This window comes from Trueperaceae bacterium (assembly GCA_023954415.1).
Lineage (GTDB): Bacteria > Deinococcota > Deinococci > Deinococcales > Trueperaceae > JAAYYF01.
Genome location: JAMLIB010000002.1, coordinates 174,036 through 199,711, shown reverse-complemented (window position 1 = coordinate 199,711; position 25,676 = coordinate 174,036). Strand labels below are relative to the sequence as shown.

At 70.3% G+C, this 25,676-nt stretch carries 25 protein-coding genes; 17 read left to right on the top strand and 8 right to left on the bottom strand.

Annotated elements, in window-relative coordinates; genetic code table 11:
- Complete coding sequence (locus tag M9914_03335) at positions 1-198, bottom strand: hypothetical protein (protein MCO5173201.1); 198 nt, start codon at positions 196-198, stop codon at positions 1-3.
- 149 nt (positions 199-347) lie between these two features.
- Positions 348-1,466: a molybdopterin-synthase adenylyltransferase MoeB gene (gene moeB, locus M9914_03330; protein ID MCO5173200.1), complete on the bottom strand. Its 1,119-nt coding sequence runs from the start codon at positions 1,464-1,466 to the stop codon at positions 348-350.
- Positions 1,467-1,647: 181 nt separating this feature from the next.
- Between moeB and moaC the strand changes: the two genes are divergently transcribed.
- The 6 genes from moaC (at position 1,648) to M9914_03300 (ending at position 5,796) form a co-directional block, all read left to right on the top strand.
- Entirely contained in the window at positions 1,648-2,115 is a 468-nt protein-coding gene (gene moaC, locus M9914_03325) for a cyclic pyranopterin monophosphate synthase MoaC (GenBank protein MCO5173199.1), read from the top strand.
- Positions 2,102-3,010, top strand: a complete 909-nt coding sequence (locus M9914_03320) for an NTP transferase domain-containing protein (GenBank protein MCO5173198.1) — start codon at positions 2,102-2,104, stop codon at positions 3,008-3,010. The genes moaC and M9914_03320 overlap by 14 nt, the downstream gene beginning before the upstream one ends.
- A gap of 1 nt (position 3,011) precedes the next feature.
- Positions 3,012-3,536 (top strand): molybdenum cofactor biosynthesis protein MoaE, encoded by a 525-nt coding sequence (locus tag M9914_03315; GenBank protein ID MCO5173197.1) that lies wholly within the window; start codon positions 3,012-3,014, stop codon positions 3,534-3,536.
- A 13-nt stretch (positions 3,537-3,549) separates the two neighbouring features.
- Positions 3,550-4,530 carry a GTP 3',8-cyclase MoaA gene (moaA, locus tag M9914_03310; GenBank protein ID MCO5173196.1) on the top strand — a complete coding sequence of 327 codons (981 nt, stop codon included), beginning with the start codon at positions 3,550-3,552 and terminating at the stop codon, positions 4,528-4,530.
- A 234-nt stretch (positions 4,531-4,764) separates the two neighbouring features.
- Complete coding sequence (locus tag M9914_03305) at positions 4,765-5,442, top strand: SRPBCC family protein (protein MCO5173195.1); 678 nt, start codon at positions 4,765-4,767, stop codon at positions 5,440-5,442.
- Positions 5,443-5,448: 6 nt separating this feature from the next.
- Positions 5,449-5,796 carry a metalloregulator ArsR/SmtB family transcription factor gene (locus tag M9914_03300; protein MCO5173194.1) on the top strand — a complete coding sequence of 116 codons (348 nt, stop codon included), beginning with the start codon at positions 5,449-5,451 and terminating at the stop codon, positions 5,794-5,796.
- A 54-nt stretch (positions 5,797-5,850) separates the two neighbouring features.
- Here M9914_03300 and M9914_03295 read toward each other — a convergent pair whose 3' ends face one another.
- A complete protein-coding gene (locus M9914_03295) occupies positions 5,851-6,360 on the bottom strand; it encodes a hypothetical protein (GenBank protein ID MCO5173193.1) in 510 nt (169 codons plus the stop codon).
- 161 nt (positions 6,361-6,521) lie between these two features.
- On the opposite strand from M9914_03295, the gene M9914_03290 reads away from it, so the two are divergent.
- From M9914_03290 to M9914_03240, 11 genes are all read left to right on the top strand, one after another.
- Positions 6,522-7,418 carry a hypothetical protein gene (locus M9914_03290; GenBank protein MCO5173192.1) on the top strand — a complete coding sequence of 299 codons (897 nt, stop codon included), beginning with the start codon at positions 6,522-6,524 and terminating at the stop codon, positions 7,416-7,418.
- A gap of 195 nt (positions 7,419-7,613) precedes the next feature.
- Positions 7,614-8,621, top strand: coding sequence for an ABC transporter substrate-binding protein (locus tag M9914_03285; protein ID MCO5173191.1), 1,008 nt, complete (start codon positions 7,614-7,616; stop codon positions 8,619-8,621).
- Between the two features lie 128 nt (positions 8,622-8,749).
- Entirely contained in the window at positions 8,750-10,966 is a 2,217-nt protein-coding gene (locus M9914_03280) for an iron ABC transporter permease (GenBank protein MCO5173190.1), read from the top strand.
- Entirely contained in the window at positions 10,966-12,054 is a 1,089-nt protein-coding gene (locus M9914_03275; protein MCO5173189.1) for an ABC transporter ATP-binding protein, read from the top strand. The genes M9914_03280 and M9914_03275 overlap by 1 nt, the downstream gene beginning before the upstream one ends.
- Positions 12,051-14,000, top strand: a complete 1,950-nt coding sequence (gene iolD, locus M9914_03270; GenBank protein MCO5173188.1) for a 3D-(3,5/4)-trihydroxycyclohexane-1,2-dione acylhydrolase (decyclizing) — start codon at positions 12,051-12,053, stop codon at positions 13,998-14,000. The genes M9914_03275 and iolD overlap by 4 nt, the downstream gene beginning before the upstream one ends.
- Entirely contained in the window at positions 13,997-14,941 is a 945-nt protein-coding gene (locus tag M9914_03265; GenBank protein MCO5173187.1) for a sugar phosphate isomerase/epimerase, read from the top strand. Before iolD ends, M9914_03265 begins: the two co-directional genes overlap by 4 nt.
- 43 nt (positions 14,942-14,984) lie before the next feature.
- The gene (iolG, locus tag M9914_03260) at positions 14,985-16,013 is read left to right on the top strand and encodes an inositol 2-dehydrogenase (protein MCO5173186.1); all 1,029 of its coding nucleotides are present in this window, start codon (positions 14,985-14,987) and stop codon (positions 16,011-16,013) included.
- Entirely contained in the window at positions 16,010-16,900 is an 891-nt protein-coding gene (iolB, locus tag M9914_03255; protein ID MCO5173185.1) for a 5-deoxy-glucuronate isomerase, read from the top strand. Before iolG ends, iolB begins: the two co-directional genes overlap by 4 nt.
- Positions 16,897-17,916, top strand: coding sequence for a 5-dehydro-2-deoxygluconokinase (gene iolC / locus M9914_03250; GenBank protein ID MCO5173184.1), 1,020 nt, complete (start codon positions 16,897-16,899; stop codon positions 17,914-17,916). Before iolB ends, iolC begins: the two co-directional genes overlap by 4 nt.
- A 48-nt stretch (positions 17,917-17,964) precedes the next feature.
- Entirely contained in the window at positions 17,965-18,612 is a 648-nt protein-coding gene (locus M9914_03245; GenBank protein ID MCO5173183.1) for a DUF4433 domain-containing protein, read from the top strand.
- 18 nt (positions 18,613-18,630) lie between these two features.
- Positions 18,631-19,689, top strand: a complete 1,059-nt coding sequence (locus M9914_03240) for a macro domain-containing protein (GenBank protein MCO5173182.1) — start codon at positions 18,631-18,633, stop codon at positions 19,687-19,689.
- 118 nt (positions 19,690-19,807) lie between these two features.
- Here M9914_03240 and M9914_03235 read toward each other — a convergent pair whose 3' ends face one another.
- The 5 genes from M9914_03235 to M9914_03215 form a co-directional block, all read right to left on the bottom strand.
- Positions 19,808-21,322 (bottom strand): CehA/McbA family metallohydrolase, encoded by a 1,515-nt coding sequence (locus tag M9914_03235; GenBank protein MCO5173181.1) that lies wholly within the window; start codon positions 21,320-21,322, stop codon positions 19,808-19,810.
- Positions 21,323-21,377: 55 nt separating this feature from the next.
- Positions 21,378-22,457, bottom strand: a complete 1,080-nt coding sequence (locus M9914_03230; GenBank protein ID MCO5173180.1) for an ABC transporter ATP-binding protein — start codon at positions 22,455-22,457, stop codon at positions 21,378-21,380.
- Between the two features lie 13 nt (positions 22,458-22,470).
- On the bottom strand, positions 22,471-23,301 hold the full coding sequence (locus M9914_03225; GenBank protein ID MCO5173179.1) for a carbohydrate ABC transporter permease: 831 nt from the start codon (positions 23,299-23,301) through the stop codon (positions 22,471-22,473).
- Positions 23,298-24,206 (bottom strand): sugar ABC transporter permease, encoded by a 909-nt coding sequence (locus M9914_03220; protein ID MCO5173178.1) that lies wholly within the window; start codon positions 24,204-24,206, stop codon positions 23,298-23,300. The genes M9914_03225 and M9914_03220 overlap by 4 nt, the downstream gene beginning before the upstream one ends.
- A 64-nt stretch (positions 24,207-24,270) precedes the next feature.
- On the bottom strand, positions 24,271-25,623 hold the full coding sequence (locus M9914_03215) for an extracellular solute-binding protein (GenBank protein MCO5173177.1): 1,353 nt from the start codon (positions 25,621-25,623) through the stop codon (positions 24,271-24,273).
- Positions 25,624-25,676 lie beyond the last annotated feature (53 nt).

Here is a 25,676-nt window from a genome sequence, read left to right as displayed (position 1 = left end):
TCAGCCCGGGGGTGGGACATCGGCCCGCTCGCTCACGTAGCTCAGGAGATCGATCACCCGCCGGAAGTAGCGCTGCTCGCCGCTCTGCGCCTCGGTCACGCGCCAGCGCCACTCAGGTGGCGCGGCGTCGCGAGCAGGCTCCAGCCATAGGGTGATGACGAAGGCCACCCCGTGCTGGGGCGGTGCCTTCTTCCTCACATCGTCGAGTGGAACCATTCACGGCACTCTAGGAGGGGCCGCTTCCACCCGGCTTCCACTTTTCGGCCGCGTCCGTCAGGGTTCGGTCGAGGGGGTCGGCGACTGGGCGCGAGGCTAGTTCATCGGCGGCGTGGCCTTGCCCGCGCGACTCAGGGGTTGCGCTTCGACGTCACCCGGGCGCGCCACGCGAGGTAGCCGCCCTCGAGGTTGGCCAGCTCGAGGAACCCCGCCGTGCGTAGGAGCTCCGCCGCCGCCAGACTGGCTTCCCCGACCCGGCACTGACACACGATGAGTCGTCCGCGCCACGCCTCCAGCTCGCCGAGTCGCGCCGGGAGCTCCGCCAACGGGATGTTGACGTGCCCCGCGATGCCCCCAGCCGCCGCCTCGGCACGCGAGCGCACGTCGAGCAGCAGGTGTTGCTCGCCGCGCTCGCGCAGGCGCGCGTAATCGTCGACCGACAAGCTGGCGATCCCCTTCACCTCGCAGGTCGCGGCCGACTCTGCGAGCGTCCGGATGCTCGGTTCGGCGCCGCATAGGGCACAGGCGGGGTCGCGAGCGAGGCGCAACTCGCCCCAACGCATGCTCGCCGCGTCGTAGCGCAGGAGCCGCCCGATCAGGGGCTCGCCCACGCCCGTGAGCAGCTTCACGGCCTCCGTGGCCTGGACCATGCCGATCATGCCGGGCAGCACCCCGAGAACGCCGGCTGCGGAACAGGCGGGCACGCCGCCGGGGGGTGGGGGCTCGGGGAAGAGACACCGGTAGCAGGGGCCTGCAGGCGGGGCGAAGACCGTCGCCTGTCCCTCGAAACGGTGGATGGAGCCGTGCACCACCGGCACGCGCGCGAAGTAGGCCGCATCGTTGACGAGGTAGCGGGTCGTGAAGTTGTCGGTGCCGTCCAGCACGAGGTCGTAACCGCGGATCAGGTCGAGCGCGTTGTCCGGGCCGAGGCGCAGCTCATGCGTCTCCGCGACGACCTCGGGGTTGATGTCGCGGACGGAACGCGCCGCCGACGCGACCTTGGGCCGGCCTACGTCGGCGTCGTGGTGGATCACCTGGCGCTGCAGGTTGCTGCGGTCCACGACGTCGTCGTCCACGATGCCGATGCGTCCGACACCCGCCGCGGCCAGGTAGAGGAGCGCAGGTGAGCCGAGCCCGCCGGCGCCCACCACTAGGACGGCAGAGGCGAGCAGGCGCTCCTGGGCGGCGGCGCCGAACCCCGCCAGGCGGAGGTGGCGGTCGTAGCGGCTGCGTTGCGTGCCAGTGAGCATCCTGCTGCCCTTCTGGGCGGGGCGCCAGGCCCCTCGTCGTGCTGGGTAGGCGTCATGCTAGCACCGGTCGGGCGCCCGTTCCGACTGTCATCACGGCGCGTGTGCTATCTTCCCAGGCACGAAATGGCGGTCGAGCCCACGCGGGGTGCCGCCCCGCCCGCCTGACGGCTGGAGGCCGAGCATGCTCACCCACCTGGACGAGGCGGGGCTGCCCCGCATGGTCGACGTCGGGGAGAAGCTCGTAACGCGGCGCACGGCCACGGCACGCGCGCTAGTGCGGCTGCCGGAGGAGGTACGCCGTGCCATCGGCGCTGACGGCAGCGGCGGCCCCAAAGGCCCCGTGTTCCGAACGGCCAGCCTCGCGGGGGTCATGGCCGCCAAGCGGACGAGCGAGCTGATACCCCTGTGCCATCCCCTGGCCATCGAGGACTGCCGGGTGGATGTTGACTTCGACCACGACGGCAAGGTGAGGGTTGACTGCACCGTGGCCCTGCACGCTCGGACCGGCGTGGAGATGGAGGCGTTGACTGGCGCCACCGTGGCGGCTCTGACCGTCTACGACATGTGCAAGGCGTTGTCCCACGACATCGTGATCGAGGAGGTCAGGCTCATGGCCAAGCAGGGGGGGAAGCGCGATGTCGGGCCCTGAGAAGGTGGCGCGGCCGGCGCGCGCGCGCCGGGCTGGCGCCTCGCCGAGCGAGGGCGTCCCCCTTTACGGCCTCGTGCTCGCCGGCGGCAAGAGCAGGCGCATGGGCAGACCCAAGTGGGCGCTCGAGTACCACGGCGAACCGCACGCGCTTCACCTTCGGGAGATGCTCACCGAGCACTGCGAGATGGCGTTCCTCTCGCTGCGCCCCGACCAGGCGGCCGAGCCCGGCGTGGCCGGGGTGCCGCTCGTGGTGGACGCGTTCGAGGACCTCGGCCCGCTTGGAGGCATACTCTCGGCCATGCGCCTGCACCCCGGCGCCGCTTGGCTCGTGCTCGCCTGTGACCTCCCCTTCGTGAGCCACGCCACTCTCGAGCACCTGTTGGCGCAGCGCCACCGTGTGAACCTGGCGACCGCCTACCGCAGCCCACAGGACGGTCTGCCGGAACCGCTCTGCGCCGTCTACGAGCCGAGCGCGCTGCAGCGGCTGGAGGAGGCCGCCGCCGACGGTCGGCGGTGCCCTAGGAAGGTGCTCATCGACGCGGGGGCGACCCTGATCGACAGCCTGGACGCGCGTGAGCTCACCAACGCCAACCTGCCGACCGAGTACGAGCGCGCCCTGGCGAGCCTGGAGCGGGGGGACCGGATGACCCAAGCGAAGAGCGTGACCATCGATTACTTCGCCGTGCTGCGCGAGGCGCGCGGGGAAGCCCGGGAGACCCTGGAGACGACGGCCGCGACCGCGGCGGAGCTGTACGAGGAGCTGCGTGTGCGCCACGGTTTCTCGCTGCCGCGCTCGGCATTGCGTGTCGCGGTGAACGACGACTTCGTCCCCTGGGAACACGAGCTGCGTGGCGGCGACCGGGTGAGCTTCATCCCGCCCGTTGCAGGCGGCTGAGATGGCTGCCGGTCTCGTCGCCATCGCGCGCGAACCCATCGACGGCCGGGCCTGGGAACAGGCGCTCGACGACCCTCGCTCCGGTGCGGTCGTCGCCTTCGAGGGGCGCGTCCGCGATCACTCGGATGGGCGGAGCGTGGCTGGACTGAGCTACGAGGTCTATGACGCGCTCGCGCTCAGGGAGGGTGAGCGCATCCTGGCGGAGGCCCGGGCGCGCTTCGCCATCACCGGTGCGGCGCTCGTGCACCGGGCCGGTGATCTTGACATCGGCGACTGCGCTGTGTGGGTGGGCGCCGCCGCTGCCCACCGCGACGCCGCCTTCAACGCTTGCCGCTACATCATCGACGAGGTCAAGGCGCGCCTACCCGTGTGGAAACGGGAGCGCTTCGTAGAAGGTGACGCGGTGTGGGTAGGAGCGGACGGCCTGCCCGGCTGCCCGGTCGGAGCGTCGCCGTCCGCCATCGCAGCCGCCGTGCCTGACGGCGCGTCTGGTCACGTGCCGACCGCCACGGACGACGGGCGCTGAAGGGCGGGGCCGCATGCACACCTTGATCGACCAGCACGGCCGCATCGTGAGGGATCTGCGGATCAGTGTCACGCCCCGCTGTAACTACCGCTGCACCTACTGCGACCCCTTGGGGGCGGGCCACAAGGAGCCTGTCGGCGTGGTGAGCGTGCAGGACGTAGCCAACGTGGTCGAGGCCGCCGTGTCGCTAGGCCTGACGTCGGTGCGCTTCACGGGGGGTGAGCCGCTCCTGCGCAAGGAGCTGCCGGCCATGATCCGCCACGCCAAACGGGTGGCGGGAGTGGAGGATGTGGCCATCACTACTAACGGCAGCCTCCTCGCCAGGCGCCTACCCGAACTCGTCGAGGCGGGTTTGGACCGCCTCAACGTCTCGCTCGACGCGCTGGACCCCGAGGCGTTCCGTCTGATCACCTCCGGAGGTCGGATCGAGACCGTGTGGGCCGGCATCGAGGCCCTCGTCGCCGCCGGCCTGGAACCCGTGAAGCTGAACGCTGTCGTCATCCGTGGGCTCAACGAGGGTGAGGTCGAAGGACTGGCCGGGCTGACCAGGGATAGACCCTTCCAGGTGAGGTTCATCGAGTACATGCACCTCGACAACTCCTCGCCCGAGGAGTACCGGGGCAAGTACGTGAGCGGCGCCGAGACCCGCCTTCGCGTGGAGGCCGCCTTAGGTCCGCTCCAACCCGTGCCGGTGGACCCGAGCGCGCCGGCGCGGCTCTACCGGGTGAACGGCTGGCGCGGCGCCATCGGCTTCATCAACTCCGTCTCGGAGCCGTTCTGCGCGGGCTGTAGTCGGATGCGGTTGACGAGCGACGGACGCTTGCGGCCATGCCTGATGCACGATTGGGAGCTCGACGTGAGGCACGCGCTTCGGGCAGCCGACCCCGTTGCCGCCATCCGCGAGGCGTTCGTTCTCGCGGCGCGCAACAAGGTGGCCTCGGGGATCAAGACGCCCGTCGTGCGGGACCGCACCATGGTGGCCATCGGAGGCTGAGGGCGGGTCGGCGGCGGGAGGGAGGCGGTTCGCGTGGTCCGGAGCCGAACCCTTGGTTGCTCCGATCGACGCAGGAGCCGCATAGACTTGCATCATATTAGTGACTGCTAATATGATTCTACTAGCGGTCGCTGTCGGGGCGCCGACCCTGCCCAGCGGGCCTCACGGCTCGAGCTCGCGCCGCCGGGCGATGTTCCAACGGCGCTCCCGCGGCCGCAAGCGAAGGAGCTAAGCATGGCTTTCCGGTTCGAAGAGCATCTCTCGCACATGGACCGCCGCGTCTCAAGCGGCATGCGCGACGGCATGGAGACGGCCGTCGTCGTAGCCGGACGCACCTACGCCACGGACGCCCTCGACCTCTGGCGCGCCCTCACGACGCCGGAGCGCCTGTCGCGCTGGTTCCTGCCCGTCAGCGGCGACCTGCGCCTCGGCGGCCGCTACCAGTTCGAGGGGAACGCCGGCGGCACCATCCAGGAGTGCGTCGAGCCGGAACTCATCAAGGCCACGTGGGAGTTCGGCGGCGGGGTCAGCTGGCTGACGTTGCGGCTCGTCCCGCAGGTCGACGGCACGCGGCTGGAGCTGGAGCACGAGGCGCCGCTCATGCCGGGCTTCAGCGACGTGTACGGCCCGGGCGCCGTCGGCGTCGGCTGGGACGGCGGCTTCCTCGGCCTGGCCTTCCACCTCGCGGACACGGGCGCGGCGAAGCCGCCGGAGGCCGACCCGGAGTGGCCGATGTCGGCGGAAGGGAAGGCGTTCTACGGGGCGGCGGCCGTCGCATGGGGCGAGGCCGACGCCGCGGCCGGCACCCCGGTAGACCAAGCGCGTGCCAGGGCCGAGACGACGAGGAAGTTCTACACGGGCGAGGGCCCCGGCATGGGCGCCTCGGAAGGCGAGCCGACGGCGGGGGAGTAGATGGACATGCACCCTTTCGCGGTCCTGGGCGACCCTGTGCGCCGCCGTCTGGTCGAGGTGCTCGCCGACGGCGAGCGCGCCGCGGGAGAGCTGGTCGAGCTGGTGGGCGGCGAGTTCGGGATCACCCAGTCGGCGGTGTCGCAGCAGCTGCATGTCCTCAGGGAGCAGGGGTTCGCCACCGTACGCGCCGAGGGCAGGCGCCGGATCTACGTCCTGGACCCGCGACCCCTACGGACCGTCGGCGCCTGGGCCGCCCGCTACCGCTCGTTCTGGGAAGCCGCCATGGACGGCCTGGAGAGCGAGGTGGAGCTGGGCAAGTCCGAGCGTATGAAGGCGGGGCGGGCAGCCAGCTAGGCGAGACGGGCGGGCGGCGATCAGGGCCGGCACGCCGCGCCGCCCGTGGCGGCGCTACTTGGCCAACGTTCCGGTCGCGTCGACGACTTCCGCCTGACCGGGGAAGACCGTGCCGATGAGGTTCGCCTCCAGCGGTCGGAGCCCGAAGCCCTCCTCCGTGTCCGCCAGTCCGGTCAGGTCGATGGTGACATCCCACGCGAAGGTCGCGTCCGGCGCGTAGTCGCCCTCCGGGAACGCGGCGAAGGTGGCGGTCGGCTCGGCGATGCCCGGGGTGGTCCAGAACTGCAGCTCGCCCGCGGGGCCGTCGGCGTTGGCACTACCGAGGAACCTCAGGGTCACGCCGCTCGTGTTCTTGAAGGTCATCTGCATGCGCAGGCTGGAGTACTCGCTCAGGGTCACGGCCGGAGTGGTCTCCCACCAGGCGCCGGCTTCCTCGAGGGTCAACTCTGGCGGTGGTGGGGTCGGCGCGGGCTTGGTGCACGCGGCGAGCAGCAGGACGGCGCCGAGGCAAACGAGGGCCGGTACGCGGAGAGCGGGGCGATGGGGCCGGATGGCTTGGTCCATGGACTTACCTCCACATGCGACTGGGTCGAACATCACGAACGCAATGCTAGAGGCTCCGTGTCGCGGCGGATGGGGTGAAACATCACGTCTGGTTGGGGCGCGGACGGCCTTAAGCCTCTTTAAACCGGGCGCGTCCTAGGCTCGCTCCCGGAGGCGTTGCGATGATCATCAGGCGCTGTGGCCGTTGGTTCGTGCTCACGTTGCTGCTCCTTGCAGGGGCGGCGTTCTCTCAGTCCCCGCTGACCGGGACCTTCGCGGAGCCCACCATCGGGTTCCTGTTCGTGTTCCAAGACGCCCCCGGCGGCGGCGTGAACGGGGTGATCGTCGGTCAGGACGGACCGCTCCAACTGACCATCCGGCCCGATCCGCAGTTCGACGGGCGGAGCGCCAGGGGCGCCTTCGTAGCCGGCGGGATGAACATCGGCTTCACCGCTCAGCTTCAGCCCGATGGGGTAGGCCTCGCGGTGACGCTGTTCCAGCTCGACGGCGCGGGCCAGCCCGTTGCCGGCAGCTACGAGTACTACATGGCGGTGCGCGAGGCCCAGACGGCCGCTTCTCCCTTCCCGGCGGCGCCACAGGGCGCGCCGGCCGGGGCCCCGACCCAAGCGCCCCCGACCCAGGCGGCGCCGCTCTTCCCGCCTGCCCAGAACACGCCGCCGACGCAGGGGTTCCCGCCTGCCCAGGGCGGGGCTCCGATGCAGACGGGCGTCACGGGCGCGCCGTCGATCGTGGGCACCTGGCAAGGGGTGATCGACCAGCAGGGCCTCCAGATAATCGCTGTCACTACGTTCAACGCCGACGGCACGTACCGGGACGAGGCGTACCTGGACGGCCAACTCATGCTCTTCTACACGGGCACTTACTCGTTCGCCCCGGACGGCTCCTTGACCAAGCAGGTCACCGGCGCGTCTCCCCAGGTATGCGCGCGCGGCAACTGCCAACCGAACCAGTACGAACCGACCGAGTTCGGCAGGATCGACTTCCTTGGCCCCAACACCGCCGTCTACACCGAGGGAGTGGGGGCGGAGGCGACCCAGCTGCGTTTCGAGCGTAGGTGACCAGTCCAACGGACCCACATGCCACGGTGTGGACGTGAACGCGCCAGACGTGCGGAGGCGCCGGCGCGTTTTGACACCCGAACCGCCAAGGCGCTATCATCCCCGGGACACTCGAGATTCAACGGGGCCGGGAGTTGCCGGCTCGTACCCATCCCCTTGGGTGTACTTGGGCGTGGCCCAACGTGGAGGTAGTTCGTGAGACGACTGTTCCTAGGCGTGGCTCTGTCGCTGCTGCTCTTCGCCGGTCTCGGTAACGCCCAACGCGTCAACGTGTTGTGCAGCCCCGACCTGGCCTGGTGTGAGGCGCTCGGTCCGGCCTTCAAGGCGGCCACCGGCCTCGACCTCGAGTTCATCCGCCTCGGGTCGAGCGAGGCGCTCGCGCGCTTGCGCGCCGAAGCCGCCAACCCGGTGTTCGACGTCTGGTTCGGCGGCACCGGCGATCCGCACCTCGCCGCCTTCAACGAGGGCCTCACCGAGTTCTACAAGCCGTCCTCGTGGGACGACCTGCTCCCCAGCCTCACCAATTCCGTGGGCGAGACGTACATCCCGCTCTACACGGGCGCCCTCGGCTTCGTGATCAACGAGGGCATCCTCGCCGAGCACGGCGTCGAGACCCCGCAGTGCTGGGCCGACATGACCGACCCCGCCCTCAAGAACCTCATCGCGATGCCGGACCCGAACGCCTCCGGCACGGCCTACACGGCCATCGCCACGCTCGTGCAGATCATGGGCGAGGACGCGGCCTTCGAGTACCTCGCCGCGCTGCACCAGAACGTGCAGCAGTACACGCGCTCCGGCGCCGCCCCCGGGCAGCTCGCCGGCCGCGGCGACGTCGCCATCGCCATCCAGTTCATGCACGACGGCGTCAAGTTCGCCGAGGAGGGCTTCCCGCTCACCGTCATCGCCCCCTGCGAGGGCACGGGCTTCGAGATCGGCGGCCTGAGCCTCGTCAAGGGTGCGCCTGAGCGCGACGCGGCCATCCAGTTCATCGAGTGGGCCCTCTCGCCCGAGGCCCAGATGGTGGCGGCCACGGTCGGCTCCTACCAGGTGCAGTCGAACAGCAAGACCCCCGTGCCTGCCGCGGCCCCCGACCTCGATACCATCAAGCTCATCGACTACGACTTCGCCAAGTACGGCGACCCGGCCGAGCGCGACCGTCTGGTCAGCCGCTGGACGAACGAGATCTTCCCGCAGCCGCGCTGATCGCGCTCTCGTGACGGGAGACGGCGCCGCACCTGCTTCGCGGGTGCGGCGCCGGTTCGCTAGGGGACCGCGAGCGGGTGGCCGGCGGCCGCAGACCACCCGCTCGGGCCCAACTTAGGGGTGAGGTCGTGTCCGTCCGTTCCATCTCACATGCGCGTACCAAGGGACGCGGCGGCTCGGCTGCCGTCTACGCACTGGCGGCCGCCGCGGCGTTCCTCCTCCTGCCGTTCGGCCGACCGGGCAGACCGTTCCTGACGATCGACCCGGCCTTGAGGCCGTGGAACCTAGATGCGCCCTGGCTCTGGCTCCTGCCGGTCCTCGCGCTCGTGGCGGCCGCTGCCGCCCTCGCGCCGCTCCCCACGCTCAGGCGTGGCAACGTCCTCACGTTCGCCGGCACCGGCGCCTTCCTCGTCGGGACGGCGTGGTTGCTGACCACCAAGACGCCGTTCGGCATGGGCGCGCTCCTGTCGCTCTGCTTCCTCGTCGTGGTCGTCGGTTACGGCCTCAGCCTCTCCGGCAGGGTGAGGGCCGACCCGTTCGTGGCCAGCAGCATCCTCTTCACTGGGCTGCTCGTCCTCCTGCTGGTCGTGTACCCGCTGGTCACGGTGCTCCAGGCCTCCGTGGTCGTGAACGGCAAGTTCACGCTCGCCAAGTTCCTGGCCACGCTGCAGACCAACCGCTTCATCCTGGTCGAGAACCCGTTCACCCCGCGCAGCGAGGGCGCCCTGGTGCGCTACTTCGCGCTGGCCGGGCTCGCGCTCGGGCTCGCCTGGACGCTGTGGCGGCGCCGGCCGGCCTTGCGCGTCGTCCTCGTGACGCTCGCGAGCGGCCTCGCCGGCCTCGTCGTCGGCCTCATGCTCTTCGCGCGCGGCGCCGTCCCCAGCAGCCTGACGCTGGCCGTGATAGCCGCCACCGTCGCCACGCTCCTCGGGCTCGGCTTCGCCCTCCTCGGGCAGCGCACGCGTTTCCGCTTCGTCAAGGCCTCGCTCGGCGCCTTCAGCGTGCTGCCCATCATCACGCCGCCCTTCATCCTCGCGTTCTCGATGATCTTCCTCCTCGGGCGCCGCGGGCTGCTCACGTTCGACATCCTCGGCATCTCCAGCAACTGGATCTTCGGCATCCCCGGCGTGGCGCTGGCACAGATCCTGGCGTTCACGCCCATCGCGTACATGGTCATCCAGGGCTCCGTGGCCGCGCTCGACGCGGCCCTCGAGGAGGCGTCCACCACGCTCGGCGCCAGCCAGTGGCACACGTTCCGCACGGTGACGTGGCCCCTCCTGCGGCCGGGCCTCGCCAACGCGTTCCTGCTCACGGTCATCGAGTCGTTCGCGGACTTCGGCAACCCCCTCATCCTCGGCGGCGACCGCAACTACCTGGCCACCGAGGTGTTCTCCGCGTTCGCCGCCCGCTTCGACCAGGCAGAGGCGGCCGTCTACGGCGTGGTGCTCCTCTTCGTCGTGCTGCTCGTGTTCTACGCCCAGGCGCGGTGGCTCGGTCGCGGCTCGTTCGTCACCGTCACGGGCAAGCCGTCGCGGCGCGCCTTCACGCGCCTGCCCGGGGGGCTCGAGGCCGTGCTCCTCGTCGGCTTCGCCGTGTGGGCCGCCGTGGTGGTCGCCCTCTACGCCTCCATCATCTACGGCTCGTTCGTGCAGCTCTGGGGGGTGAACGGGACCCTGACGCTCAAGCACTGGCGCGACCTCACGAACGCCGGCGTGCCCGTGTTCCTCTACACGATGCGGATCGCGGCCATCAGCGCCGTCCCGGCCGCGCTGCTCGGCTTCCTGATCGCCTACCTGGTCGTCAGGCAGGAGTTCTGGGGCAGGCGGCTCCTAGAGTTCGGCTCGATGCTGTCGTTCGCCACGCCCGGCACCGTGATGGGCATCGCGTACATCCTGGCCTTCAACACCGGCCCCTGGCTCCTCACGTCGAGCGCTGTGATCATCGTGCTCTCCTTCGTCTTCCGCAACATGCCCGTCGCCATCCGCGGCGGCGTGGCCGGCTTCGCGCAGATCGACAGGAGCCTGGAGGAGGCCTCGACCATGCTCGGCTCGGGCTCGTTCAGGACGCTTCGGACCATCCTCGTGCCGCTCCTCGTCATCCCGATCGTCTCTGGCTTGATCTTCGCGTTCGTGCGCGCCATGACCGCCATCAGCCAGGTCATCTTCGTCGTCAGCCCAGGCAACCAGCTGACGACCGTGCTCCTCCTCGGCTGGGTCGAGCAGGGTCAGACAGGGCGCGCGGCCGCCATGGGTACACTCTTGATAGTGTCCATGCTGGTCGTGATCCTGCTACTCAACCTGCTCACCCGGCGGCGTGGGGGCATCACCGGAGAGGTGGTGGCCTGATGCCCGCCCCGGCCCCCGTTAGACTCGAGGGCGTAACCAAGAAGTTCGGCCAGGACGTCGTGGCCGTCGACCGGCTCGACCTGGCCATCACTCCGGGCTCGCTCGTCACCCTGCTCGGTCCGTCCGGCTGCGGCAAGACGACGACGCTCCGCATGATCGCCGGGTTGGAGCCCGTCAGCGGCGGCAACATCCTCATCGACGACCAGGACGTCACGCGCCTGGCCGCCAACCACCGCGACGTCACCATGGTGTTCCAGAGCTACGCGCTCTTCCCGCACATGAGCGTGTTCGACAACGTCGCCTACGGTCTGCGCATCGCCAGGGTCTCAGGCGCCGAGTTGGAGAAGCGCGTCAAGGAGGCGCTGGCGACCGTCGGGATGGTCGGCCTCGAGAAGCGCAGTCCGTCCGCCCTCTCCGGCGGCCAGCAGCAGCGCGTGGCGCTGGCGCGCTCCCTCGTGCTCGAGCCGCGCGTCCTGCTCTTCGACGAGCCCCTCTCCAACCTCGACGCCAAGCTGCGTAGGCGCGTGCGTCAGGAGATCCGCGACCTGCAGCAGCGCCTCGGCATCACGAGCGTCTACGTCACCCACGACCAGGAGGAGGCGCTCGCCATCTCCGACACGATCGTGGTCATGCAGGGCGGTCGCATCCAGCAGCAGGGCTCGCCGCACGAGCTCTACACGCAGCCCGCCAACCGCTTCGTGGCCGACTTCATCGGCTCCGCCAACTTCCTGCCCGGCGAGTACGACGGGTCGTCCGTACGCGTCGGCCCGTACCGCTTCCCGTACGCGCAGGCGTTCCCCGAGGGTAAGGCGACCGTCATGGTCAGGCCGGAGGCCGTGCGGCTCGCCACCGCCGGGGGCCCCGGCACGCTTGGCGACGCGGAGGCGGGGTTCCTGCCCGCCACCGTCAAGAGCGTCAGCTACCTGGGCATCACCAGCGAGCTGCTGCTCGCCACGCCGCTCGGTGAGCTCGCCTCGAGCGTGTCGGGCGAGGGGCGCAGCCGCTTCATGCGCGGCGACGCGGTCGAGGTCACCTTCCACACGGCCGGCGTCTACCTCCTGCCGGAAGGGGGAGAGACGGCCTCGTGAGCACGCTGCGGCTGACCGTAGGCCAGGCGATCGTCAAGTACCTCGCCGCGCAGTCGTCCGAGCGCGACGGGGTGGCGAGGCGGCTCGTGCCCGGCATGTTCGCCATCCTCGGCCACGGCAACGTGACCGGCCTCGGCCAGGCGCTGCAGGAGCTCGGGCCGGAGGTCGGCCTGCGCGCCTACAGGCCGCAGAACGAGCAGGCCATGGTGCATACGGCCGCCGCCTTCGCCAAGCACGCCGACAGGTTGCAGGCGCTCGCCTGCACGGCCTCCATCGGCCCCGGGTCGACCAACATGCTCACGGGCGCGGCGGGCGCCACCATCAACCGCCTGCCGGTGCTCCTCTTCCCGTCCGACTACTTCGCCAACCGCATCCCCGACCCCGTGCTGCAGCAGCTCGAGCACCCGCTCGAGCACGACGTGAGCGTGAACGACGCCTTCCGGCCCGTCTCGCGCTTCTTCACCCGCGTCACGCGCCCCGAGCAGCTCCTCTCGGTCCTGCCCGAGGCCATGCGCGTGCTGACCGACCCCGCCGAGACGGGCGCGGTCGTGATCGCCCTCCCCGAGGACGTGCAGACGGAGGCGTACGACTGGCCCGCGGAGCTCTTCGCCGAGCGCGCATGGCGCGTGCGGCGCCCCGAGCCGGAGCCGGAGCTCGTCGCGGAGGTGGCGCGCCGGCTGGCGCGTGCGCGGCGGCCGCTCGTCGTGTGCGGCGGCGGCGTCATCTACTCCGGCGCGAGCGCGGAGCTCGCGGCGTTCGCGCGGCGCCACGGGGTGCCCGTGGTGGAGTCCCAGGCCGGCAAGGGCGCGCTGGCGTGGGACCACCCGTCCAACGCCGGGGCGATGGGCGCCGCCGGCGGCCTGGCCGCCAACCGCCTGGCCGCGGACGCCGACCTCGTGATTGCCGTGGGCACGCGCCTCGGCGACTTCGTCACGGCCTCGAAGACGGCCTTCCAGGACCCTGGGGTGGAGTTCGTGAGCATCAACGTCGTCGCGGCCGACGCCGGCAAGTTGAGGAGCCTCCCGGTCGTTGCCGACGCCAAGCGTGCCCTCGAGCGCCTCGGCGCCGAGCTGGCCGACGCCGGCTGGAGCGGCGCGCCGCAACCGTGGCGCGAGCGGGTCAGGACGGTCAAGGCCGAGTGGGACGGCATCGTCGACGCACTGCGCTCCGGCGAGGGCCTGGCCGCGACGCGCGGCGGGGTGGATCCGGGTGGGGTGGATCCGGGTGGGGTGGGTCCTGACGGCGTGGACGCAGGGCGGCTGGCGCAGGCCGAGGTCATCGGCATCGTCAACGACGCCGTAGGCGGTCACGCCACCGTCGTCTGCGCCGCCGGCAGCATGCCCGGCGACCTCCTGAAGCTGTGGCGGCCAGAAGACCCGAAGGCCTACCACCTCGAGTACGGCTACTCGTGCATGGGCTACGAGATCCCCGCCGGCATCGGCGTCAAGCTGGCCGAGCCGGAGCGCGAGGTCGTGGTCATGATCGGCGACGGCTCCTACCTGATGATGAACAGCGAGATCGTGACGGCGCTCGCCGAAGGGCTGCGCTTCACTATCGTGCTCGTCGACAACCACGGCTTCCAGTCGATCCACGGCCTGCAGCGCGCCTCCGGCACGCCCTCGTTCCTCAACGAGCTGCGCGGCCGCGCCGCGCTCGGCGGTGCCCTGGACGGGCCGTACCAGAGCGTCGACTACACGGCGCACGCGGCGGCGCTCGGCGCCGACGCCGTGTTCGCGCCGACCAGGGAGGCGCTGGTCGCGGCGCTGGCAGCGGCGCGCTCCGCCGAGCGCGTCACCGTGATCGTCGTGCCCGCGCACCCTGAGAAGCGCGTACCCGGCTTCGAGGGCTGGTGGGACGTACCAATCGCCGAGGCCACCGAGCAGGAGAACGTGCGCGCCGCGCGCTGGGAGTACGACCGCGGCAGGGCGAAGCAGAGGACGGTATGAGCGAGACGAGTAGAGGCGCCGCGGGCACCCCGCCCGGCGGCCAAGGCGGCCCGTGGTCGCGGGGCCGGGTCGGGATCGGGCCCATCGGGTGGGTCAACGACGACATCCGCGGCTGGGGCCCGGAGTACACGGCCGCGCGCGTCATGAGCGAGATGTCGGAGCTCGGTTACGCGGCCTCCGAGATGAGCTACGTCTACCCGCAGGAGCCGGCCGCGTTGCGCGCGGCCCTCGCCGAGCACGGGCTCGTGCTGGCCGGCGCCTACCGCTGGACGAACTTCGCGCACGCCGAGTTCCTGGAGGACGAGCTGGCGGCGGCGCGCGCGCACGTGGACTTCTGCCGGGCCGCCGGCGCGGGCTTCGCCAACCTCGCCGAGGGCGGCGGCTCGCTGCACTGGGACAGGCGGGGCCGACTGGGCGCCGTCGAGCCGCTCTCGGACGAGCAGTGGGGCCGGGTCTGCTCCGCCCTGAACGAGGTCGGCGCGTACGCGCGCGAACACGGCGTGGCGCTATGCGTGCACCCGCACGGCGGCACCGCCATCGAGAAACCCGCGGAGATCGAGCGCCTGTTCGCCTCGACGGACCCGGCGCTCGTCGGCTACTGCCTCGACACCGGCCACATCGCGTACGGCGGCGGCGACCCGGGCGCGACGGCGCGCCGTTTCGCGGCGCGCGTCGGCTACGTGCACCTGAAGGACGTGCGCGCCGACGTCCTCGCGCGCGTGAAGCGCGAGGGCCTCTCCTTCGTCGAGGCCGTCAAGGCCAACGTCTTCTGCACGCCGGGCGCGGGGGCGCTCGCCTTCGACCCCGTCATCGGCGCGCTCGAGGGCGCCGGCTACGCGGGCTGGTACATCGTGGAAGCCGAGCAGGACCCCGCGGCGCACGACCCCTATGTGGTGTCGGGGGCGGCCAGGGCGTTCCTGCGCGAGAGGTACGGGTTGTGAGCGCGCCGCTCGCCTCTAGGACGGGCGCGCCAAGGAGCCGACGATGAGCCTCGGTAAGGCAGGTGCGGAAGCCGGCATCGGCTTCCTGGTCATCGGAGCGGGCAGGATGGGCAAGCTGCACGCTCGTCACCTCGCGGGCGCCGTCGACGGCGCCCGCCTCGTGCGGGTCGTCGACGCCGACGGGGCGGCGGCGGCACGCGCGGCCTACGGCGGGGCGGAGTCTGGGACGGACCTGGCCGCGGCCCTCGCCGACCCGGCCGTCCAGGCCGTCGTGATCGCCTCCCCGACGACCCTGCACGCGGAGCACTTGATGGCCGCCGCGCGCGCCGGCAAGGCGATCTTCTGCGAGAAGCCCGTCGCCCAGGACCTGGCCAGCACGGCCGCGGCGCTGGCCGTCGTGGCGGACGCCGGCGTGCCGTTCCAGATCGGCTTCAACCGGCGCTACGACCCCGGCTACGCGGAGGTGGCGCGCGCCGTCCACGCCGGCGAACTCGGGGGCGTCGAGATGTTCCGCAGCCAGTCCTCCGACCCCACGCCGCCGCCAGAGGGGTACGTGGTCACCTCGGGCGGCATCTACGTCGACTCGGTGATCCACGACATCGACATGGCGCGCTTCGTGGCCGGCGAGGTGACGCGCGTCACCGCCCTCGGGCGCGTGCTCGTCGCGCCCTACCTCGAGAAGCACGGCGACGTCGACACGAGCATCCTCACCCTCGAGTTCGCCTCAGGCGCCATCGGCGTGCTGCAGAACACGCGCCGCACCGTCTACGGCTACGACCTGCGTGTCGAGGTCCACTGCGAGCGCGGCAAGGTCGTGTCCGAGGCCGAGCGCGCCACCAACGTGTGGCGCTATGGCGAGGGCGGCATCCGGGGCGACTACGTGTACTACTTCCTCGAGCGCTTCCGCGACGCCTACCTCGTGGAGGTGCAGGCGTTCGTGAGCGCGTTGCTGGCCGGCGAGCGGCCTACGCCCGGGCCGGAGGACGCCATCGAGTCCTTGCGGGTGGCGGTGGCGGCCAGGGAGAGCCTCGGGCGCGGGGAGCCCGTCTACGTGGCCGAGAGCCGGGAGTGAGCGCGAACATGGAGCACAAGGTCCCTTACGAGCCGACGGGCGCGACGGGCGTGGTACTCACCCCGGCGCGCGCCGGGTGGAACTACCTCGGGTTCGAGACGCGCCGCGCCGCGGCGGGGGAGACGCTCGCCGGCCGCACCGACGGCGTCGAGCTCTGCCTCGTCGTGCTGTCCGGCGACGGGACCCTCGAGGCGGCGGGCGAGGCGCGCGCTTTCCGGGGGCGTGCCGGGGTGTTCGCCGGTCTGCCGCACGCCCTCTACCTGCCGCCCGGCCACGCGTGGCGCGTCCTCGCCGCCACCGACGTCGAGATCGCCTTAGCCACCGCGCCGGCTGAAGGGCGGTTGCCGCCCCGCTTCATCGCGCCGGACGACGTCGCGGTCGAGATCCGCGGCGGGCACAACGTCACGCGCCAGATCAGCCACGTCATCGACCCGGGCGGCGCGGAGAAGCTCCTCTGCGTCGAGGTCTACACCCCCTCGGGCAACTGGAGCTCCTACCCGCCCCACAAGCACGACGTGCAGGCGCCGCCCGAGGAGGTCGACCTCGAGGAGGTCTACCACTACCGCTTCCAGCCGCAGGGCGGTTGGGCCCTCCAACGCCTCTACACCGACGACCGCTCGCTCGACGAGGTCGTGAGGGCCGAGGACGGCGACACGGTCATCGTGCGCCGGGGGTACCACCCCGTCGTCACGGCGCCCGGCTACGACTGCTACTACCTGAACTTCCTGGCCGGCGACACGCCGTCGTGGGTCGCGCGCGACGAGCCGCGGCTCGCGTGGGTGCGGGGCAGCTGGGAGGGCGCTCCCGGGCGCCTGCGGCTGCCGCTGGGCGGCGTGCCCCGGCCCGGCGAGGCGCCGGCCGACCGGTCCGAGGGGGGCGAGGCGTGAGCGCCAAGGAGTACGACCTCATCACGATGGGGCGCTCCTCCATCGACCTCTACGCCAACGACATCGGCGCGCCGTTCGAGGAGATCTCGAGCTTCGCAGCCTACGTGGGCGGCAGCCCGACCAACATCGCGGTGGGCGCGAACCGGCTGGGCCTACGCACCGGGCTCCTCACGGCCGTCGGCGAGGACAAGGTCGGCGACTTCATCCTCGCGTTCCTGAGGCGCGAGGGCGTCGACGTCGGCTTCCTGCCCCGCAAGCCCGGAGCGCGCTCCAGCGCCGTGCTCCTGGGCATCGAGCCGCCCGACCGCTTCCCCCTCGTCTTCTACCGCGACAACGCGGCCGACATGCAGCTCACCATCGACGACGTGCTGGCCGCTCCGCTGACGCGCACTCGCGCGCTCGAGGTCTCGGGCACCGGCCTGAGCCGCGAGCCGAGCCGCAGCGCCACGCTCTTCGCCGTCGAGCGCGCCAAGGCGTCCGGCGCGACCGTGTTCTTCGACCTCGACTTCCGCGCCGACCAGTGGCACGACCCCCGCGCCTTCGGCGTCTGCGCGCGGGCGCTGCTGCAGAGCGTCGACGTCGCGCTTGGCACGGAGGAGGAGATCAACGCGGCCATGCTGAGCGACTCCGCGCAGGTCCGCATCACGCACCAGCAGGTCTCCGCGCCCACCATCGAGGGCGACGTGGAGGCCAACGTGCGCGCGCTCCTCGCCGCGCCGTCGGGCCCCCAGGCGCTCGTCGTGAAGCGCGGCGCGCAGGGCGCGAGCGTCTTCCTGCGCGACGGCACCGTGACGGACGTGCCCGGCTTCCCGGTCGAGGTGCACAACGTGCTCGGCGCCGGCGACGCGTTCGCCAGCGGCTTCATCTACGGCCGCCTCAAGGGGTGGGACTGGTACGAGAGCGCGCGCATGGGCAACGCGTGCGGCGCCATCGTCGTCACGCGCCACGGGTGCGCGAACTTCATGGCCTTCGAGGACGAGGCGCTCGCGTTCGTGGCGGGGCGTGGGGGGTTTTGAGGGCCTATGCGCCAAGATCGCCCAGGGCCTTGAAGGTGCCGTAGCGTCATGAACGCTGTCCCCGTGCCGCTGCGCCCGAAGGTCTACCACATCGTCCATGTGGATCGCCTGGCCTCCATCGTGTCAGACGGCTGCCTATGGTGCGATGCGGAGGTCGTCCGGCGCGGGTCTGCGGGCACCACCATCGGCATGAACGGCATCAAGCAGCGGCGTTTGACGTCGGAACTGAGCAGCCACCCCGGACTGCATGTCGGCGATTGTGTTCCGTTCTACTTCTGCCCGCGCTCCGTGATGCTCTACCTGCTACATAAGGGTAATCACCAGGAGCTGACGTATCACCTAGGGCAGGGTCCGATCCTGCACTTGGAGGTCGACCTTCACGCTGCGGTGGCATGGGCCGAGGAGCGATCGGCGCGTTGGGCTTTCACGCTCTCTAACGCAGGCTCGAGCTACTTCGAAGACCGTAGCGATCTCGCGCAGCTGCGCGAGATCGACTGGGCCGCTGTGTTGGCCCACGATTGGCGGGCGCACAAGGAAGGTAAGCAGGCCGAGTTCCTACTGGAGCACCACCTACCGTGGCATCTGATCGAACGCATCGGCGTTCACTCCGGCAGTGTCTATCGGCAGGTCGTCAAGGTTCTTCCAGTGGAGGGCCCGCGGCCAACCGTCGAAGTCCGACCTGAGTGGTATTACTGAAGTGGGCAGCGTACAGCCATGATCGAACTTACCTCCGGCGACATCCTCAGGAGCGAGGCAGATGCTCTCGTCAATACCGTCAACTGTGTCGGTGTGATGGGCCGGGGCGTCGCCCTGCAGTTCAAGAACGCCTTCCCCGAGAACTTCAAGACTTACAAGGATGCTTGCAAGCGCGAAGCGGTGCAGCCGGGAAGGATGTTCGTCTTCGAAACGGGCCAGCTCACGCCGCCGCGCTTCATCGTCAACTTCCCTACGAAGCGTCATTGGCGTGGCAAGAGCCGTATCGAAGACATAGAATCCGGCCTCGTGGATCTGGTCAGGGTCATCCGTGAGCGAGACATCAGGTCCATCGCCATTCCACCGCTGGGTGCGGGCCTCGGGGGTCTCGACTGGAACGAGGTGCGCCCTCGCATCGAGCTAGCGCTAGCGAACCTCGGTGATGTCCACGTGTTCCTGTACGAACCCAACGGTGCGCCGCCCAGCGACACGATGGTCCACGTGCGCGACGTGCCCAAGATGACCCCGGGCCGGGCGGCCTTGGTCGAACTCATGCAGCGCTACCTCGCGGGCTTGCTGGATCCCTCCGTCACGTTGCTCGAGGTCCACAAGCTGATGTACTTCATGCAGGAGGCCGGTGAGCCGCTGCGCCTCAGGTATGTCAAGGCCTACTACGGCCCCTATGCAGAGAACCTCGGCCATGTCCTGAGCCGGATAGAAGGCCACTTCATCGCCGGCTATGCCGACGGCGGCGATGCGCCCGACAAGCCCCTGTCACTCGTGCCGGGCGCGGCAGATGAAGCTAAGAGTTTTCTAGACCAGCACGAGACCAGCCGCGCCCGCTTCGAGCGCGTTACGGGCTTGGTCGAAGGTTTCGAGTCCCAGTTCGGTCTCGAACTCCTCGCCTCGGTGCATTGGGTGATCAGCCGTGAGGGTGCGGACCAGCTCGACAGCGTGACCCGTCAGGTTCACGGCTGGAACTCCAGCAAGCGGCGTTTCACGCCCCGCCAGATCGCGATCGCGGAAGAGCGGTTGAGGGCGCAGGGGTGGTTGGCGCACGAACCTGTGGCAACTCATTGAAGAAGACGTCTCGATAGGGACTCGACACTGAGCGGACCGGGCTCGAGCGGCCGTCGATGTCCCCTTGGCGGCGCCTCGAGCGTGGCGGCTTGGCTAGACCGCGAATGTGCCACGCCCCCTACCTCACGTACACCGGGTTGGAGAGCGCGCGCCGCCACGGGTTCGCCACGACCTCCTCGCGCTTCAGGTACGGCGGCAGCCGACCGGCGGCCTCGAAGCGCGCCAGCTCCTCGAGGAAGGCGGGTAGTGAGGCGCGCGCCACCACTTCCACTCGTAGGTACGCGCCGTCGGCCGACCACTCCCATGCGTCGGTGAAGTCGTCGCCCTCGATCGCTACCTCCCTTAGCACTCCGCCGCTGCCGACCCAGGTGAGCACGTCGCCTGGCGCGCCCCTCACGCGCGCGCTGGCCGCCACGGCCTCGCCCTTCGCGACGGCCCCGCCCATGCCCACACCGCCGACCTCGAGCTCGAGGAGGGGGCCGGCGGGCGACTCGCTGACGAACGCGTGACCGGTCCGGACGGCCCCGAGGACGGCGGGAACGGACAGCTCGACCAGCTCCAGCCACGTCGTGGGGGAGCCGACCTGCAAGGCGGGCGGGTCCTCGTTCGGGTAGCCCGGATGATGCCTGTCGCTCCCGCCGACGAGCGTGAGCATGCGCCCGGAGCGCAGGAGCGCGTCGTAGCGCGCCAGTGAGTCCCAGTTGCGCATGAGCCACGGCCCCTGCCACGCCTCGAGGCTGGCGGCGCCGTCAGGCACCTCGTACTCCCAGTCGCAGCCGAGGCAGCCCGGCGTCACCTTCGGGTGGTTGACGGAGAAGAGCCCGTCGCGGGCGTTCACGTGCCGCACGAGGCGCTCCAGGTCGCCGGGCCGCTCGAGCCGGAAGTCGGTCCAACCGCTCACGCCCCAGACGTTCGCGTGGCCGCGGTAGGTCGTCACCTCCTCGCCGGGCACCAGCAGGGGTCCGCCCCGGCCCGGTTCGGACGCGTTCCAAGCCGCCAGCTCGCGGTGGTGGCTCGACGTGTTGTGGTCCGTGACGGCCAGGAAGTCGAGGGACCGGCTCCGCGCCTCGGCCACGAGGTCGGCGATGGAGCCGCGGGCGTCGCTGTAGTAGGTGTGGCTCTGCAGGTCGCCCCGGTACCAGCCAGGGCCCGGGCGCGGCGCCGCACGGTGGTCGGCCGCCGCGCTCGCGCCAAGCGTGACCACGTCGCGGGTGCTCGCGGTGGGGAGGGCGGCCGGCGTTCCAGCGACGACGGGTTTGCCGGCGGCGGTGTCCACGGACACGGACACCGCGACCTCCACCCGGTAGTCGCAGCCCGCCTCGGCCACCAGCGCCAGACCCAGCACGACCTGCCAGCGGCCCGCCTGTAGCTCGCCAGGCAGGTACCCGGGGGTCGCCTCCTTCGCGCTGACGAACACCGCGCGCCTGGCGCTGCCGCTCCAACCCCTGAAACCGGTCGTGGAGGGGAACGGCGCGGCCTCCGGGTCGAACAGGCCCAGGTCGAGGATGCTCCCGGCCTCGAACGCGTAGCGCACGTCGATCCGCTCCGCGCCCTCCGGCACGTCGAACGGGAGGTAGAGGTAGACGCTCTCCGCGCGCGCGGCCGGCGCCACCCGGCCCTCGAAGGTGATCATCGCGGCGCCGGGTCCTCGAACACCGTCGTCGGGTCGTCGCCCACGCGAGGTGCGGTCATCGCGCGGCCAGGCGCCGGCCGTCCGGCCCGAACACGTGCAGGTGCGCCGGGTCGAACGCGAAGCTGGCCGCGCCGGTCGCCGTGGGCGGGTCGTCGCCGAACAGCCTGGCCGTGACGAGGGCGCCGGCGACCCTGAGGGTGACGAGCGCCTCGGGACCGAGGGGCTCGACGGCGTAGACCTCCCCGGGGATGCGCCACCGGTCGTCCTCGCCGCCCATGCGCACGTGCTCGGGGCGGATGCCGAGCGTTAGCTCGCTCCCATCACGCACGTCGCGGAGCCGCCCGGCGAACGGGCTCGCGTCGAGTGTGAGCGTGCCGGACGCGAAGGCGCCGCCCGTGTAGCGCACGCTCAGCAGGTTCATGGGCGGGCTCCCGAGGAAGTTGGCGACGAAGGTCGTGGCGGGCTGCCGGTAGACCTCGAGGGGCGGCCCGAACTGGACGATCTCGCCGCGGTCCATGACGGCGACGCGGTCGGCCATGGCCATGGCCTCGGCCTGGTCGTGGGTGACGTAGAGCGAGGTGACGCCGAGCTCGCGCTGCAAGTGCTTCAGGAAGCTGCGCGCCTCGAGGCGCAGCTTGGCGTCGAGGTTGGAGAGCGGCTCGTCGAACAGGTACACCTTGGGCTTGTGCACAACGGCACGAGCGACCGAGGTGCGCTGCTGCTGGCCGCCCGAGATCTGGCCGGGCCTGCGGTCCAGGAGCTGATCGATGGAGAGGTTCTTGGCCACCTCGGCCGCCCGCCTATGCCGCTCCGCCTGGCCGACCCCGCGCACCTTCAACGGGTAGGCGATGTTGTCCGCGATGGTCATGTGCGGGAAGAGGGCGTAGTCCTGGAAGACCATGCCGATGTCGCGCTCCTTCGGCTTGGCCTCCGTGACGTCGTCCTGGCCGATGAAGATGCGCCCGCTCGTGGGCTGCTCGAGCCCGGCGATCATCCTGAGCGTGGTCGTCTTGCCGCAGCCCGATGGGCCGAGCAGGCAGACGAACTCGCCGTCCGCGATCTCGAAGGAGACGTCGTTGACGGCGGTGAAGCCGCCGAACTGCTTGGTTATCGACCTGAACGCGACGTTGGCCAAGGTCCTCAACCCCTCACGACTTGATCCCGCCGAAGAAGCGGAAACCGTACTTCCAGTTGACGAACAGGTAGAGGGCCAGCACCGGCAGCGTGTAGAGCAGCGCGTAGGCCGTGGTGAGCGTGATGATCGGGGTGCCGCCCTCGGTGTAGAAGGAGTAGATGGCCACGGCGGCCGGCATCTTGGTGGGGCTGCGCAGCAGGATGAACGGCACGAGGAAGCCGCCCCACACGTTGACGAACGTCCATACCCCGACGACCATCATCCCGGGGCGCACGATGGGCAGGGCGATGTCGCGGAACATGCCCCAGGGGCTGGCTCCGGCCACGAGCGCCGACTCCTCATACGAGCGCGGGATGGAGTCGACGAAGTCGCGCATGATGAAGACGGCGGCCGGCAGCAACCCGCCCGTGAACACGAGGATCACGCCCATGTGCGTGTCGATCAAGCCCATGTTGAAGATGAGCAGGAAGATGGGCACCATGGCGGCCGTGCCCGTCACGATCGAGGAGAAGAGGACCAGGCCGTAGCTCAGGACGTCGCGGCCGCGGATGGGTGCGCGCGAGAGCGCGTAGGCGGCGAGGGTGGCGAGGAGCGTCACGAGGATCATCGTCCCGACGGCCTGGATGATGCTGTTCTGGAACAGCGCCCGCACCGCGAACGTGTTCGCGAAGACCTTGCCGAAGTTCGAGAGCGTGAAGGGGTCCGGGAGCGCGACGGAGAGCGTGGCCTTGGAGCCGAACGGCGCGAACACGAGCCACAGCAGGGGCAGGGCGAAGACCGCGGCGAAGACGGCCGCCGCCACGTAGAAGGCGACGCGGCCGAGCACGTGCGTGACCACCCTCATCGCGAACCCCCTTGCCGCCGCAGGAGGCCCAGGTACACGAGCGCGAAGCCCAGGTTGATGAGCATCATGACCATGCCGAGGGCGCTGCCCGTGCCGAAGTCGAAGTACTTGAACGCCATCCGGTAGGTGAGCACGGAGACGACCTCCGTCCTGAACGCCGGCCCGCCCCCGGTGAGCAGGAACGGCCCGAAGGTGTTGAACGTCCACAGGGTGATGAGGATCAGGTCCGTGACGATGTGGGTGCGGATCAGGGGCAGGATGATGTCCTTCAGCCGCTGCCACGGTCCGGCGCCGGCGACGTCCGCCGTCTCGAGGTAGCTGGGCGGGATCGAGCCGAGCGCAGACGAGAAGAGGAGCATGGAGAAGGCGGCGCCCCGCCAGGCGTTGAACAAGACGATCGATAGGAGGGGCATGGCGAGGAGCCAGTCGACCTTGTGGAGGCCGAACAGGCCGAACAGCCAGTTCAGCGTGCCGCCGTCGTAGTCGAGGAACGCGTTCCAGGCGAACGCCACGACCACGTCGGGGATGATCCAGGCGACGATGGCGAGCGTCTGGACGGACTCCTTCACCCACCCGGCACGGCGGTAGAAGAACCAGGCGAGCAGGAGACCGAGGACGGCCTGCCCGACGATGGCCGACCAGAACACGAACTGGCCGGTTATCACGAGCGACGAGCCGAACTGGCCCGGGTTCATGAACGTGGAGAGATCGAACAGCTTGAGATAGTTCTGCAGGCCGACGAACTGGGGGTTCGCGGCCGTGGCGCCCGTCAGCGACCGGTTGGTGAAGCTGACGCCGGCGATCCAGAAGAAGGGCAGCAGTATGAACGCCCCGATGAAGAGAGCCGCCGGCCCGAGGAAGAGGAGCCCGGTCCGCAGTGGGAGGATGGTCCGCCGTTGGTGCAAGAGCCGCTCCTGGCCTTCGGGGGCGGCGCGCTTACTTGCGCGCCGCCCCACGAGATCCCGTGACTTAGTGGGCCAGCAGGTCGACGGTCGCGTCGGCGCCGACGATGCCGGTGACGGCCGCGGCGTAGGCGTCCATCGCCTGCTGCGGCGTCATCTGGCCGGAGACCACGTTCTCGGTCATGAGCTGGATCTGCTCGGAGACCTTGGCGTAGTAGTCGTTGTTCGGCCGCGAGACGGTGAGGGGCAGGAGCGCGGCGGCCGTGTCGGTCAGGAAGGCGTTGTTCGGCACGGGCACATCGTCGCGGGCCGGGATGCCGGGCTGGTACGTCATCCAGACGTCGCGCGCGCCCTTGCTGTTCATGAACGCGAGGAACTCCCACGCGAGCTGCGGGTTGGCCGTGTTGGGGTTGAGGACCCAACCGGTGCCGCCGGACGCGCTCACGAAGTCCTGGCCGCGGATGCCGGAGCCGGGGGTCTCGCTCGGCATCTTGGCCCAGCCCATGACCTCGTCGCGGTTCTCGACGGCGAACTCGGAGCCGGCGGGCGTGACGGAGCGGTAGAAGTAGTCGCCCTCGACGAGCATGGCCGTCTTGCCGTCGCGGAAGTTGGCGAACGACTGGTTGCGGCCGTCGTTGACGAGCTGGACGCGCTGCGAGCCGTACGCGTGGTCGACGTAGATCTCGCGGTAGAAGTTCAGCGTGTCGAGGATGCCCTGGCTGCGGACGACCCACTTGCCGTCCATGAACGGCTCTTCGCCCGTGCCGAGGAGGAGCATGTAGTAGCCCTGCAGGGTCGTCGCCTCGCCCATGCTCGTGCCCGCGTTGATCTGGAGGGGCGCGCTGTCGGGGAACGCTGCCAGGACCTTGGCGGCGGCGTCGGCGATGTCGGCCCACGAGGTGGGCTGCCAGGCGTCGGCGTTGGCTACGCCGGCCTGCGCGAGGATGTCCTTGCGGTAGAAGATCATGCGGACGTCCGTGCCGTTGGCGATGCCGTAGATATCGCCGCCGTAGCTGAGGATGCTCTGGATGCCGGGGGCGATGTGGTTCCAGCCTTCCCAACCGTCGACGGCGGAGCCGGCCACGGCGTTGAGGGGCTTGAGGAGGTTGCCGCTGGCGAACTCGGGGATCCAGAAGCCGTCGAAGCCCATGACGTCGTTACCCTTGCCTACGGAGAGGTCGAGGGCGTACTGCTGCTTCAGGGCGTCGTCGGTGCCGCCGAACTCGTTGAGCGTGACGCTCACCCCGGCGTGCGCCTTCTCGAACTCCGGGATGACGTACTCCTTGAGCCAGGCGACCTGGTTGGAGTTCGCGCCGCCGGCCACGCAGCGGCAGACGACGCTGAGCGACTGCGAGAACGCCGGCGACAGCATGGCGCCCAAGACGAGCAGGGTGACCAGCGCGGTGATGCGTTTCTTCATGTGTTGCCTCCGATGAGGTTGAACGTTGCTAAGGGCGGTTGCCTTCCCTGAAC